Source organism: Bacillus vallismortis (assembly GCF_040784915.1).
GTDB lineage: Bacteria > Bacillota > Bacilli > Bacillales > Bacillaceae > Bacillus > Bacillus subtilis_G.
The window spans coordinates 3,569,582-3,584,490 of the sequence record NZ_CP160797.1; the positions used below are offsets into that span (position 1 = coordinate 3,569,582).

The 14,909-nt window shown below is 41.0% G+C and carries 12 protein-coding genes and 1 tRNA gene; 1 reads left to right on the forward strand and 12 read right to left on the reverse strand.

The features are described from left to right. Positions 1-8: 8 nt before the first annotated feature. From ABZM97_RS17865 to ABZM97_RS17890, 6 genes are all read right to left on the reverse strand, one after another. Positions 9-524, reverse strand: coding sequence for a DUF3231 family protein (locus ABZM97_RS17865; protein WP_202327991.1), 516 nt, complete (start codon positions 522-524; stop codon positions 9-11). Between the two features lie 221 nt (positions 525-745). Further along, positions 746-1,876, reverse strand: coding sequence for a serine hydrolase (locus ABZM97_RS17870; RefSeq protein ID WP_176365313.1), 1,131 nt, complete (start codon positions 1,874-1,876; stop codon positions 746-748). Beyond that, positions 1,836-3,185 (reverse strand): DCC1-like thiol-disulfide oxidoreductase family protein, encoded by a 1,350-nt coding sequence (locus ABZM97_RS17875; protein ID WP_253268582.1) that lies wholly within the window; start codon positions 3,183-3,185, stop codon positions 1,836-1,838. Before ABZM97_RS17875 ends, ABZM97_RS17870 begins: the two co-directional genes overlap by 41 nt. Positions 3,186-3,206: 21 nt before the next feature. Next, complete coding sequence (locus ABZM97_RS17880) at positions 3,207-3,878, reverse strand: DUF5819 family protein (RefSeq protein WP_087993993.1); 672 nt, start codon at positions 3,876-3,878, stop codon at positions 3,207-3,209. Between the two features lie 55 nt (positions 3,879-3,933). Next, complete coding sequence (locus tag ABZM97_RS17885) at positions 3,934-4,251, reverse strand: hypothetical protein (protein ID WP_253268583.1); 318 nt, start codon at positions 4,249-4,251, stop codon at positions 3,934-3,936. Positions 4,252-6,271: 2,020 nt separating this feature from the next. Continuing rightward, positions 6,272-6,347, reverse strand: a tRNA-Arg gene (locus ABZM97_RS17890). A 270-nt stretch (positions 6,348-6,617) separates the two neighbouring features. Here ABZM97_RS17890 and clpP point away from each other — a divergent pair. Then, entirely contained in the window at positions 6,618-7,214 is a 597-nt protein-coding gene (clpP, locus tag ABZM97_RS17895; protein ID WP_003219849.1) for an ATP-dependent Clp endopeptidase proteolytic subunit ClpP, read from the forward strand. 51 nt (positions 7,215-7,265) lie between these two features. Here clpP and pgmB read toward each other — a convergent pair whose 3' ends face one another. From pgmB to ABZM97_RS17925, 6 genes are read right to left on the reverse strand one after another with little or no spacing between them, the layout of a single operon-like run. Further along, positions 7,266-7,946, reverse strand: coding sequence for a beta-phosphoglucomutase (pgmB, locus tag ABZM97_RS17900; RefSeq protein ID WP_087993795.1), 681 nt, complete (start codon positions 7,944-7,946; stop codon positions 7,266-7,268). Further along, entirely contained in the window at positions 7,943-9,628 is a 1,686-nt protein-coding gene (locus tag ABZM97_RS17905; protein ID WP_087993794.1) for an alpha-glucosidase, read from the reverse strand. The genes pgmB and ABZM97_RS17905 overlap by 4 nt, the downstream gene beginning before the upstream one ends. Continuing rightward, entirely contained in the window at positions 9,621-11,894 is a 2,274-nt protein-coding gene (locus ABZM97_RS17910; protein WP_367387039.1) for a glycoside hydrolase family 65 protein, read from the reverse strand. Before ABZM97_RS17910 ends, ABZM97_RS17905 begins: the two co-directional genes overlap by 8 nt. After that, complete coding sequence (locus tag ABZM97_RS17915) at positions 11,872-12,756, reverse strand: DUF1189 domain-containing protein (protein WP_367387040.1); 885 nt, start codon at positions 12,754-12,756, stop codon at positions 11,872-11,874. The genes ABZM97_RS17910 and ABZM97_RS17915 overlap by 23 nt, the downstream gene beginning before the upstream one ends. Before the next feature lie 4 nt (positions 12,757-12,760). Next, positions 12,761-13,597, reverse strand: coding sequence for a maltodextrin ABC transporter permease MdxG (gene mdxG / locus ABZM97_RS17920; RefSeq protein ID WP_087993791.1), 837 nt, complete (start codon positions 13,595-13,597; stop codon positions 12,761-12,763). Next, positions 13,598-14,905, reverse strand: coding sequence for a carbohydrate ABC transporter permease (locus ABZM97_RS17925; protein ID WP_367387041.1), 1,308 nt, complete (start codon positions 14,903-14,905; stop codon positions 13,598-13,600). Positions 14,906-14,909: the final 4 nt, after the last annotated feature.

Sequence of the window (14,909 nt, forward strand, 5' to 3'; positions counted from 1 at the left end):
CCTTGCCATTAGGCTTCGTCTTGATGGTTGTGAAGATGAAGCGGCGGCGGGATGAGCCAGCCTTTGTTTTTTAGCAGCCTTAAGTATTTTGCTCCCATTGCCGCTTTCGATAAATGGAATTGCCCAAACATCATGGCAATATCCTCACGTATTGACTCACCCATAATTTTGCTGCATGCCATAAGGCCTGCAGCATTTTGCGCTGCCGCAGAGACCGCCACATCCGGATCGAGAAACCGCGCCCCCGTCGGAATATCTTTAAGATCCGCTGCCGGCGGTTCAGGAGAAGCCGGCGGGAGCGCCACACCGTTTTCCTTCAGGATGTTGCTGACTTGTTTCATTTCATCCTGGCACTTCTCAATGGCCTCATGAAGCAGCTTTTTCAAATCGTCATCACCGACATGATGCAATAACATCTGGTAATTGCCGACCATTTTATTGCCTGCCATTACATAACTCCACAAGCTGAAAACCTCACCGTAATGCATCGGTTCCTCTTGCGGATTTCCGCTTAAAATACCCAATTTCATCCTCCTTGTAAATTCAATATCGCACATTTCATAAAGTGCCCGGCAGGAGGAAAATTTATGTTCCGATGAGAAAAGATTTTTAACATAAAACAAAAAAGACAAGAGCGGCAAAGTGCCAAACCCTTGTCTTTCCTGTTGTTCTATTGGACGCGCTCGGAGGGATTCGAACCCCCGACAGACGTGGTACCGGAAACCATTAAAAAGCTTCATAAATATTATAATTTCCCCTTTAAATCAGCTATTAATTGTTTTCGAAATAAGGGGTCGTTAGTTATCTTTTGAAGAAATGACTGGTAAACATGATCAATCCATAACATATCTAAACGAGTCATGTCCTCAATAAAAAAGGCCAATGAGATGGAATCTGACGCAGTTTCTTTAAAAATAGCCGACGTCATAACAAACAAGGTAGAGCCTCCTTTATACCAAATACGGTTTTCAGCTTGAGGGTTCGGCGGCCCTGTTATCTCATCTAATATTCCTTTTTCCACTTCACTTAAAAGGTCCCCAGTCCCCAGACGGTACATTAATCTGGCGTAGTTTTCGCTGGATGAAGATGGAAGTTTCCTCGTGAACTCCCTTTGTATGTCAATATGATTAGCAGAAGAAAGTGAGGATATTAACGGAGCAGCTTTACCATGCACAAGGGCATCGAAAGTTTCCCCTGAAATATCCATGAAATATTTTTGCTTCATCTCTTTCATATAACCAGAGATTTCTTTCGTTTTTTTATTTTCATATTTTTTCAGATAAGGAGCGACTAACATTGATGAGTTTATAGAAAAAACAGGTGTGTGATTATCAGGCAAATATTTATCAATTATTTTTTGGATATTGTCTTTTCCGACCCTTAAGTAAATATAATCGGTACATGCATTTGAACTGTATCTCATCATACCAATGAGTACTTCTTTCATCGTCACAGTTTGACCAATATTCTCTTTGCTCTTCCAATTATCGTGTGCTCCTCCGTCAGTATTCGGAATATAAAATTTATCTATTTCAATGATACTGGCAGTATCATTGAAACTTATCTGATTTTTTCTGGCCTCATGCACAAATGCTAGCAAAAAAAGGATTTTCACTGTGCTGGCTAAGGGAAACATCTTACTTCCATTATGATTTAAAAGGATTTGATCATTCTGTATAATAGTGAGCGAAAAGCGTTCAGGATGAGAAAACATAAAACGTGTCAAATCCTCAACCGTTCTATTTCGATCCCTTCTTTTCAAAAATGCCGCTAAACCAAAAAAACCGAATATAAAAACAGCTACTATCAATATTAAAACAATGAGGAACAAACTATTACCCCTTTCTTTGTTGCTGATTAAGGCCGCATGCCCCATGATTACATTGCCCATGAGGAATTATTTTTCTTTTTGAGGCAATCAAATCATATATCCTATCGCTAACATGAAACAACTTAGCTAAGAGCAATATCATATACAATACCCATAGCGGAATAACCCGCTTGCTTATTTCGATAAAAGTATCTGCACCAGAGACGATGCTTTTTTCCAACGTCTTTCCATGCATCCGCTTTTCTAATTCCTCTATATCCACCTCATCAATAATAGACGATGTCCCATCACGAAATGACTCGAAAACAATTAAATTGAGCCAGTCCGCCCTCTCGATACGTTTTTTCGTTTTGGTACATAACGGGCACCATGCATCATAGTATACAGTCATTTTCCAGTGGGCTTGAAATTTTCGCATTAATTTTTTCCTTACCAGCCAATTAAGATTATGTTTTAATTGCTGATAAGTAGAGAATATGCGATTGTACTCCTTATCGGTAAAAATCACCAACTCAATCGCGATCATGACAATAGAAAAGGAATATAATCCCATTCCAAATGCAATACCCAAATGCAGTAAACAAACCATTAAGACAGCAAGCCATCTTGTTTTTTTGTTTATAATTAGAAAAGGAAAAGCAATTTTTAATAACACACTAGAATAACAAATCACAACACTTAAATAGATGTGTTGAGTGACTAACGACTCAAGAAAAGGCATCGCAACCGTTTTAACTTGTGATATATAGTATAAGGCTGTTCCATTATTCCAAGTTTCACCCATAATCTGATAAATAGCAGACGTAACATATACAATACAAACTTGCATAACACAAAACAAAACAACAAAGTACTGAATAATATTAGCGATAGTTTTCTTACAGTCAGATACATAAGTCTCTTTTTTTCGCAACACTGCATCTATAGAAAAATATTTTGTAGTATTTGCAAACAAGAGATAAAAAAGTGTAATTATCATTAAATTGTCGCCACCGTCTCCAATATATGAGAAACGAACATATAATGAATAGAACAAAACATAATTCAAGATTCCCATAAGCCGGCCTTTAAAACCAAGAGTAAATAGAATGGCTGACATAATGCCAACGTGATATACTGCATCAAAGTAATTTAAGGATGAAGTTACATTATACAATGAATATGTAGTTGGTTTCATAACATTATGAAATGTATTAATACCATAATCGGAAAACAAGAAATGCCTTTGATTGTAATGGATTAAATAAAAATATAAAATGAGTAAACCAAATACGATGCGAAGCAAGCTTACCCCAATATAAAAACGTTCTTTTGAAAAATAGTCGATAACTCTGTTAGTGATACTGTTATTCATAATATTGTTCCTCCACTCTCATTAAAAAAATGGAACCACTTTATTATTGAACGTTTTCCATTCAAATGTAGTGCTTTGTTCAAATTTTTCTTCTTTATCATCATTGTTATCTCGTAGAGAAAACGGAATCGGTTTCACTGTATCTATTCTTACTCTTATTCTTTTTATTGTTTTAGGATTGTATATAGATTTAGCATACGAACTTGCATAACGATATACATTTTCCTCGCCAATTTTTTGACTCTTCTCTATTTCCTTTGTTATAGCTTTTACCTGTTTATCATTTTCATTTGCTTTTTTAACGTATTGAAAAATGACATCATCTTGATTATTCCCAAAAATATCAGAAGAAAGCCCATCTATAATTCTAACAATTCGATTGTAAGGGGTTACGATTTTAGTGTGATTTTGGTCTTTTAAGGGGGTTGAAATGTCAATCCACTCGTTCTTTCCCCTCTCTTTTCCAGTATCAACCTCCATATATATATTTGTATTAGTTGTAATAGGGTCTGGCGCAAATAGGTGCCAATTCTGTTGGAATAAAGTATTTGTGTAACGATCAGAAACAGGTTTGACCGCAAGAGCTAACGGATTAGGGGGTAATACAGTAGATAAAATTAAAAAGAAATGTGCAATGAAAGTAAATAATAAAATAAACAACAAACCGATAATTAAAGTTTTATTTTTTCTCATCAAAATCCCCTCTATTAAAAAAAGGGAGACTATAATAATCCCCCTTTCTTATAGATTATTTTTTGTCAAAGATAACATCCATATCTTGTACCTCTTCGTTTGAAGGTTTAGCTATACCTAACCCTCCATTATCTAAAAACATATTCAAAGCTTTTCCTCCATAATGCTTTGCTGCTTCAGTCCCATAAACCCAGGCTTTTTGAGCTAAGTTCCCAATACCTCCTGCTGCATTAGCATCTTTGCCCTCCTGAGAGACATTTTCCAGTTCAACTTTTTTTGTTTCTAATGTTGCTGCTGAAGCCGATGAATACATTACAGATCCCAGAATTCCAGTTCCAATAGTAACAGCTATAACAAATCTTTTAAGCTTCACAAAACTCCTCCTTTTATTTGTAATCGAACCCAATATTAGGGAAAAAATTCGATATGTCAAATCTTTGTAATTGATATCAAAATACCATTCTATAGGAAATGATGATCCTATTTTTTTATAATAATTATATTTTTATTGTTTAATACTAAACTAAAGTAAAGTTTATTTGAATATATTTTATTCTCTGAAAATAGTTTTGAATTTAAACTGGGTATTAAGAACTTTTTTTATTCAGACATCAATTCCATAGGGATGGTAGTCGTTAAAATAGTACTAACAAATCATTACCTTTAGGATTTTCCATTTAATCTGCGGTATGATATATTTTACATCGAATCGCGATACTAAGGTGAAGTATTAAGTTATAAAGGAGTCATTTAATGAGGAAATCAAGTAATATCTGGGCAGTTGTAGTGATTATCGGGACAATCATTACTTTATTTTCATTCGTCTTCCTGCGTGATACTGATTTTTATGCCGTCCGGTGGGTAGGAGTCGTTATTATGGTTATAGGATTTGTTTGTGGTCCGACCTACATAGCACCAAAAAATAAAAATAATCGTAAAAAAGATACCCGGTAGATAGGTCTTACCCCTGTCAAGTCGATAGCTATAAAAAGCCTAAACAGTCAGTGTGTTACGGTATTCAACCGGAGCACACTGGTTTAATTTTTTCTGGTTTCGTTCGTGGTTAGAAATGTATGTAATCTTCTATGCTATTGTGGAGCTCTTTCTCGGTTTGCCACGAAGAAAAATATGCGTTCTCTGTTTTTGACATTGAGAAAAACAATTCGATACAGGCAATATCCAGGCAGTTCCTCTTTCAAGCGTGACTGCCTTAGAGCCAACAGTTTTGAGGCGCTTTTGATTTTGTTAGGTATTGAAAGCCTTGAGCTGAGTGAAGAATAGCCCTTGGACATCCTGGAAGCTGTAAACTTCCCACTGTCTTCATGACCAGTTCAAGATTATTATTTCGGTTAGGAAGTTTCCATATATTGTTGTAAAGATCTTGTACGACAGAAAGATAATAGAAACGCTGTCCGCAAGCAATATAGGATAATATCGGTTACATAGCTGGTTAGGATAATTGGTTTGAAATTCTAGGTTAAGTCCGGTTTGGAAAATAACCGATGCCTTTCTTCCAAAATAATCCTTATATTTTCGAATATTCGAGTTAATATTCATCTTTTCATCAATCTATAAACACGCGCTTATGGTTGATGAAAAAGCCTTCCTTCTTAGTTGCCTTGCCATTCGAATTCTTTGCGTCTTGCGCCATTTATAGTACCCCACCCCATCTTGATACTTTGGCCTATACCCACCAGCCATGTCATTGGAGAAGGTTCTTCATTTCGTGAATAGCTACAAAACGTGCCCATGCAGATTTAGATGACGATTTTCAGGACTCGACTATGTTTCTTTAAATACTCTCATTCTTCCTCAACGCTTTCAACGTTGTCTTCCAGCGTCCAGTAAAAGGATTGTCTGACTTTGTATCTTTTCCCCTTTGATCCAAAAGGCTTGCCGTCCCAATATGTACTCACCCAATTTTTAGCTGAGTTACACTCCGAAGCCCTCATGAAATAAGTGTTATAGATTTTGTTTCCTTTCTCATATGGCGGCTTTCCTTTTAAATTTTTTCATATCGTGCTGAAACGTTGTCCTTTCTCTCCCTAAAAAAAACCCCTCCAAGTGAAACAGGCACTTCCGAAAAGCCGGCTGTTTCACTTGGAGGGGATAACTATCAGGTTGTCGGGTTTTATTTTAGCACATTAAACTTAATCTTATTGTATTGATCTCTTCCCCCTCATTGGTAAGGAAAAAATGATTTCGAAAATTATATAAGTACTCTAAGACTTTAGGGTTGCAGGCACTCTATAACATTTAATGTTATTTTTGATGTATCAGAAAGCTTCTCTAATATGTAAAGGGAGCTGAATCCTTAGTTTTTCATTATCTCTCACAAAAAAGACAAGAGCGGCAAAGTGCCAAACCCTTGTCTTTCCTGTTGTTCTATTGGACGCGCTCGGAGGGATTCGAACCCCCGACAGACGTGGTACCGGAAACCACCGCTCTATCCAACTGAGCTACGAGCGCATATTCACTGCGTGATGAGAACGTCAGCACAACTCATTATACGATAATTCCCTTCAAATAACAACCCTCTATTTCAAGAGGCCGTTTTTCACATCTAACACATCATCTTATTTGGCAATCTGACATACGATGGTTTGAACCCATATAAATTTGGGGAAAATGGGAAAAAGAGAAGACTTTGCGTGTCAAGCCAGCTTTTTGTTTGACCTTTATTGACCAAAAATGTATCATGTAACTACATACTTACCTAAAAGGTGAAGGAGGAGCATTATGAATTTAATACCTACAGTCATTGAACAAACGAACCGCGGGGAAAGAGCGTATGACATTTATTCTCGTCTATTAAAGGATCGTATCATCATGCTTGGATCTGCGATTGATGACAACGTTGCGAACTCCATCGTGTCACAGCTTTTATTCTTAGAAGCGGAAGACCCTGAAAAAGATATTTCTATTTACATCAACAGCCCGGGCGGCTCTATTACAGCCGGTATGGCGATCTATGATACCATGCAGTTTATTAAGCCGAAAGTATCTACCATTTGTATCGGTATGGCTGCATCAATGGGCGCGTTCCTGCTTGCTGCCGGCGAAAAAGGCAAACGCTATGCGCTTCCAAACAGTGAAGTCATGATTCACCAGCCGCTTGGCGGTGCGCAAGGTCAGGCGACAGAAATTGAAATTGCCGCGAAACGCATTCTCTTGCTTCGTGACAAATTAAACAAAGTTCTTGCTGAACGTACTGGCCAGCCGCTTGAAGTAATCGAACGCGACACAGACCGCGATAACTTCAAGTCTGCTGAAGAAGCGCTTGAATACGGCCTGATTGATAAAATTCTGACTCGCAACACAGAAGAGCAAAAGTAATACTGTAACCTGCAAGAGCTATGTCTCTTGCAGGTTTTTTCATTTATGAATTCATTCTTTAATCTTTCTTATTCCATACTGCACCCATTCTTCGTTCAACAGTTCAAGCGTCAAATCACTGGTTTGTCTCACAATCAGATCAGCATCAAGCATTGACTGTTCATGACCGACTCCCACCGCAAACATCCCGGCAGATTTAATTGCGGAAATCCCTGCTTCAGCGTCTTCTATTGCCGCACAATCAGCAGGGGAAACGCCGAGCAGCGCTGCGGCTGTCAGAAAGATTTCGGGATCAGGTTTTCCCTTCGCGAGAGCTGTCGGGTCAACAATGGCATGAAAATCATCCATAATCTCCAAACGTTTTAAAATCGCAGGAGCATTACGGCTTGAAGACGCTAACCCGATTTTTATATTTTCACCTTTTAATTCACAAAGAAACCTGCCGATTCCCGGCAAAAGATCTTCCGGCGTCAATTTGCTGATCAACATTTGATAGTATTGGTTTTTTTGATCCATAAGTGCTTGTTTCTCCGCATTTGTATACTTTGTTTGCGCACCGCCAATGATAAGCATGCTTTCAAGTGACTCTGCTCTGCTGATTCCTTTTAGGCTTTCATTCACACTTCTGTTAAAGGGAATATCGATTTGTTCCGCGATATGCTTCCAAGCGAGATAATGATATTCAGCGGTATCTGTTATCACACCGTCTAAATCAAAAATGGCCGCTTTCATATGCGAATGCCCATCACAGCTTCATAAGGTTCGAGGCAAATGCGTTTTAAGTCAGCCCGCTCCTCCGGATAGTTGGAAATCAGCACTTTCCAATGCTCACGGGCCAGTTCAGGAGGCGCTTCGAACAGAGCCTTATCTTCCGACAAATTCACAACGACGAGAAGCTTTTCTCCTTGGTATTCACGGAGATAAGAAAAGACTTGCGGATCATTCTCATTCAGCAGCTGATAATCTCCATATATGATGGTCTTGTATTGCTTTCGTAATTGAATGAGTTTCTGATAGTAATAGAAAATCGAATCTTGGTCTTCCAAGGACTCCTTCACATTTATCTCTTGATAGCGGGAATTTACTGCTATCCAAGGGTCTCCGGCTGTGAATCCCGCATGTTTTTCGCCATCCCATTGCATCGGTGTTCTGGCATGATCCCTTCCTTTTTTCATCACGGCTTGTAAAAATTCTTTTTCCGGCATCGTTTTGTTTTCGACGACTAGTTCACGATACGCATTTTTTATTTCAAGATCATCATACATCTCCAGCGGCATATCACTGTTGACCATGCCGATTTCTTCTCCCTGATAAATAAACGGCGTTCCTTTCATGCCATGGAGAACCGTTGCAAATGCTTTTGCACACTGCTTTCGCAGCTTGCCGTCATTGCCCCAGCGGGATATAACCCTCGGCTGATCATGGTTTTCAAAATACAGGGTATTCCAGCCGACATTCATTAACCCGGTCTGCCACCTTGTCATCGTCTTTTTTAAAGCAATCAAATCAAACGGCTTGATCTGCCATTTCCCGTTTGGCGAGTTTTGTTCTGTATCAATATCCATATGTTCAAATGTGAAAATCATATTCAGCTCTTGCCTGCTTGCATCCGTGTACTTCATCGCCTCTTCAATATCAGAGCCGTTTGCCTCTCCGACCGTCATGCAGTCGTAATGAGAAAGCACTTCCTTGTTCATCTCCTGAATAAACTCATGAAGGCGGGGGCCATTCGAATGATAACGGCCGACGATATAGCTGCGGATGTTATCTGTTTCGTAGTTCGGAAAATCAGTATACTTGGAAATAGAGCCGATCACATCCATCCGCCAGCCGTCAACGCCTTTATCCATCCAAAATCTCATCACATCATAAACTTCCCGGCGCACCGCTTCATTTTCCCAATTTAAATCAGGCTGCTTTTTTGAAAAGTAGTGCAAATAATACTGCCCTGTCCCTTCATCAATTGTCCACGCCGGGCCTGAGAAGATCGACCCCCAATTATTCGGCTCTGAGCCGTCCGGTTTCGGATCTTTCCAAAAATAATAATCCCGGTAAGGATTGTCCTTCGACTTGCGGCTTTCAGCAAACCAGGCATGTTCATCCGACGTGTGGTTCACAACCAAATCCATGATGATTTTCATTCCGCGTTGGTGCACTTCATCAATCAGCTGAAACATATCTTCATTTGTCCCAAATTTTTCGTACATGTTTCTGTAGTCGCTGATATCATAGCCGTTGTCATCCTGCGGGGAATCAAACACCGGGGAGAGCCAGATCACATCCGCCCCGAGATGTTTGATGTAATCCAGCTTTTGAATCACTCCTTGCAAATCCCCAAATCCATCTCCATTGGCATCATAAAAACTGCGCGGGTAAATTTGATAAACGACAGCTTCTTTCCACCATTCATTCATCAGGCGTGCTCCTTTCACATCGTCCATTTAGGACAACTGGTTCCTCATACACTTTCATGTGCAGCGGCTCGCCTTTTACAAGCTCAAAGACGGCGCTCAGTTCATCAACCGTAATATTGATTAACCTGTTTCGATAATTGATTTTGAACGAATATCTGTCCCATTCTTTCGGCAAAAACGGGGAAAATGACAGCGTCTCATTCGCGATGCGCATGCCTGCAAAGCCCTGAACGATCGCGAGCCAGCTTCCCGTCATTGATGTGATGTGCAGACCTTCCTCCGTGTCATGATTATAATTGTCAAGATCAAGCCTTGCTGTACGCTTATATAATTCAAGCGCTTTCTTTTCCTTTTTGAGTTCGGCGGCGAGAACGGCATGGACAGAGGGCGACAGGCTTGATTCATGAACAGTCATTGGTTCATAAAATTCAAAGTTTCGCCGTTTTTCTTCCATTGTAAAACGGTCATGAAAAAGATAAATGCCTTGAAGCACATCTGCCTGTTTAATAAAATTGGAGCGGAGAATCTTGTCCCAGGACCAATTCTGATAAAGAGGCCGCTCAGCTGGATCTAATTCATCCGCTGATCGCAGGTCTTTGTCCAAGAATGTGTCATGCTGAATGAAAATTTGCAGTTCATCACTATACGGATAGTACATGTGCTGGATGATTTTTCTCCAGACGTTCAGTTCTTCTTCCTGCACATCAAGCAGGCGGCGTTTTTCCGCTGAAACCCTTTCGAGATTTTCCAATGTATATTCCAACGTCCAAGCCGCAATGACATTTGTATACCAATTGTTGTTGACATTGTTTTCGTATTCATTCGGCCCTGTGACGCCGTGGATCATATACTTGTTTTTTCGTTTCGAGAAGTGAACGCGGTCTGCCCAAAACCTGCTGACTTCCACAAGAACGTCTATCCCGTATTCCTTTATATAGTCATGGTCACCTGTATATTGGACGTAATTGCAGATCGCATAGCAGATCGCGCCATTGCGGTGAATTTCTTCAAAGGTGATCTCCCATTCATTGTGGCATTCATCGCCTGTAAAGGTCACCATCGGGTAAAGTGCCCCTTTCATCCCCAGTTTGGCGGCATTCCGTTTCGCTGCCTCCAAATGATGATAACGGTACAAAAGCAGGTTTTTCGTGACCTCTGGTTCGGCTGTCGCCAAATACATCGGAACCGCGTACGCCTCCGTATCCCAATAGGCGGCGCCTCCGTATTTTTCGCCAGTAAATCCTTTCGGCCCGATATTCAAACGGGCATCGCCGCCGTAATATGTCGAGAATAACTGAAAGATATTGTAGCGGATTCCTTGCTGAAGTTCCTCATCCCCTTTAATCTCTATGTCCGCTTTTGCCCACCTTTCCTTCCATTGTTCAATGTGCCTTCGTTTTGCTTCTTCATATCCGTTCTCAAGTACACCCGCCAAAAGCTCCTTGGCTTTCGCTAAAAGCTCTGCCTCACGACAATCACGGGAAGTCGTGACAATAATAAACTTTTTCAAAGAAGCCTTCGTTTGATAACTGTAGCGGTTCTCGACATACATTTCAGCTGTTTTATAGCTTTCATTGACAAACCCCTCTGTTACGTTTGCCATTGCGGCTGAAACGGTAAAGCGCGGTGTTTCAAATGGATTTTCGATCGTTTTTGCCGCTAAATGGCCACGGTAGGAATCAGCCCCTTTCGCTTCTTCCTGCCAAAATTGTTCTTGGTAGTTCGAATCTTCATTTGCGACATTTCCGTCCAAGTAAGGAACAAGTGTAATGACAGCATCTTCTGTCAGGCACTCCGCTTCATAATGAATTGCGCAAAGCTCTTTTAGTGCAAGGCTAATAAATCGCTCCGCTCTGATTCTAACGGCTTTATCCTGAATACGGACAACAGCGCTTCTCCGCAGTATCCCCTCTTTCATATTAAGTTCTAACTCAAATGATTCGATTGGGTTTTGGTAAAGGTCAACTTTTTCACCATCAATATATAAACCTATGCCTATAAAGTTCATCGCATTGATCACTTTTCCGAAATATTCAGGATACCCGTTTTTCCACCAGCCTACTCGCGTTTTGTCAGGGAACCACACGCCTGCAATATATGTGCCTTGGTGACTGTCGCCTGAATAGCCTTCTTCAAAATTCCCTCTGACTCCCATATAGCCGTTGGCAAGAGAAGTCAGGCTCTCCTGCAGCCGTGTATGTTCCTTTCGAAATGTATTTGTTTTGACTTTCCATTCATCAATCTCAAATAACCGCTGATTTGTCATAATTTCCTCCCGAATGTAAGTTTCCATGATCACGGCGGGTTTTCGTCAAATATCTAAACGCAAAAGAGATCATCAAAGTAACGCCGCACGAATGGATCATCAATACAGTGATCAAGTTAAAATGAACCATACCGATAACAGCTGCCGCAAATGCCGGCAGTGCGGATGCGCAAACCGCCGCAGATGCCGCTTCCTTGAATGACGCAATAGAGATCATGTTTGATATTTTTGTGATCCAGAGGCCCCCCGCAAGAACAGCCGTTACAAATAGCTGAATCACAAAAATCACCGCGTATGCCAGCATCATGATCATCGGCTTATACTGTGCCAGCCACAATGTATCGATCAAAGCCTCTATATCATGGACGTTCGGTTTCTTAAACTCAGCGTCCATTTTCGCATAGCCAACAGAAAACCCCGTTCCGTTTTGATCGGTGATCACCAGTTGATCGGATTGAAAGACGATGGCGTTATCATATCCGGTTACTTTCAATCGCCCATTTTCACCGCTTGTCTGATATTGATGCTTCATATCAATCGCCAGCAAACTCTCTCCCTCTTCAATTCGATCAGAGCTCTTCCCCCCCGTCAGTTTTCCGTTTCTGATTTGATAACCTTGTAATTGATCAGCAAATTGATGATTAAGCTTTTGAATCGCTGACGGCATGAAAGATGCAACACTGAAGCGATCCATTTTCATAAACGAAACCGTAATCGGCGCCATCAAGCAGGCCGTTAAAAACATAAAGAGAAAACAGAGCTGCAGCCAGCTGAATGTATTCCCGTAACGGCATACACCTGATGGAGACGCAGCCGCTTTTAGACAGCGGATCATAAAACTTTCTTTTTGTAGATTCTTCATCGAATTACCCCTTTGTTCCGCCGGCTGTCAGCCCGGACACAAAGTTCTTTTGGAGAAAAAAGAATAAGACGCATATCGGCAATGCGGCCAGTATAGCTCCGGCTGCAAACAGGGCGACTTTTTGCTGCTGCGGATTTGAAATAAAGGACTGCAATCCTACAGCGATGGTCAGCCTTTCCGGTGAGCGGAGCAAAAACTTCGCCAGCAAATAGTCGCCGAACGGCGCCATGAACGCCCAAAGCGCTTGTACTGCAAGCATCGGCTTAACAAGCGGGAGAACAATTGATGCGAAAATCCTCAGATGTCCCGCTCCATCAATTCGCGCCGCTTCATCAATTTCTCTCGGCACAGTATCAAAATAACCTTTCATCAGCCACGTGTTCATCGGAATTCCGCCGCCGATATAGATCGCTGTCAAAAACCAGTACTGATCGAGTGCGCCTATCAGCATCGCTAGGACATAAAAAGCAGTAAGCGCTGCCATCGTCGGCACCATTTGAATGATGAGAAAGAAGACCAGGCTCTTTTTTCGGCCTGCAAACCGATAGCGGCTGTACGTATATCCGGCAAGCGTCACGATCGTAACCTGCAAGACCATGACCGATAACGCGATAATAAGTGTATTACTGTACCAATGAAGGTAAAGCGTCTCGTCAAATAGCCGCCTAAAATGATCTAAAGTCCACGAACCCGAAAAATCAAGCTGAAAAGCCGCCGCATTTCCCACACGGAAAGCGGATGATGCCGTAATCAGCAATGGATATATAATGACTATACTTAACAGCGTCAAAAATAAATAAGTACAGATTCTATTCAGCATTCTGGCCGTTCCCGCGTTCACTTACATAACCTCCTCATTGCCAAAAGCATTCGATTTTTTGAAAGCAATCAGGGAAATTCCAATGACAATGAAAGAAATTAACAGTGTAACAGCCGCCGCAACGGAATATTGCGGTGATGTGCCTGTTGTCAGTTTATAAATCCACGAAATTAAGATATCGGTCGACCCGGCCCCGGCTCCCGCGCTGCCCGGTCCTCCCTCATTAAATAAGTAGATAATCGAGAAATTATTAAAATTAAACGTATACTGGGTAATCATCACGGGTGCTGTCGCAAATAAAATCATTGGCAATGTAATACGTTGAAAACGCTGGATAAAAGTGGAGCCATCAATCTTTGCCGCTTCATACAGTTCACCTGGAATCGCCTGAAGCACTCCCGTTACCATGACATAAATATAGGGAAAGCCAAGCCAGGTCTGAATCATAATGAGGGCTGTCTTTGTCCAGAAAGGATCAGTCTTCCACGCGATCGCAGGCAGCTCTACAAACGGCAGGTGATTTAATAAAGGAATCACCTGTGCATTCACCGCCCCTATGCTGTCGTTAAATATGTTGGAAAAACTCATGATTGTAATAAAAGCCGGAACAGCCCATGGCAATAAGAAAATCATTCGAAATATCCGCTTGCCTTTTATAAAATCCTGATTAACGAAAAGTGCCGTCACGATCCCCAGAATGATTTGCAGCGTTGTCGCACAGATTGTCCAGATGATCGTCCAGCCAAGTACATTCAGAAATGTTTCACGATAGGAGCCGAGGAAAAAAATATTCAAGAAATTTTTAAAACCGACCCAGTCAATCAGACTGTTAGGCGGGATATGATAAAAATCATAGTTTGTACATGCAATAAACAGAGTCACCAAAACCGGAAAAATAATCACAAACACCATCATGATATACGCCGGCAGTGTAAATAAATATGGAAACCCTTTATCACCCGCATGACAGATCATATCCTTGGCCGTTGTATTGACTTCCAAACCCGCCGCTTTCATAGCGGCGATCTTACGCGAATCATAAATAGTAAAGATATAGAATACGAGGAAAATCACTGTCACGATCAATTGCAGCGTGCCTTCAATCAGCATAAACAGTGAGTGGTCAACACCGGGAACACTTCCCAATGTAATCAATCCGGTGAGCGCCTGAATACCGAAAACGTGTAATTCAAAAGCAAACAAGCCTGTGACGGCAAGAAACAAGATCCCCTTTAAAAACTGCTGATTCGCAATCTGCCCAAGTCCTGGAAGGATTGATAAAAGCCCTGCCTTTCGTTTTTGCTTTGCAAGTGTGTAGTGTTTATTCATTTTT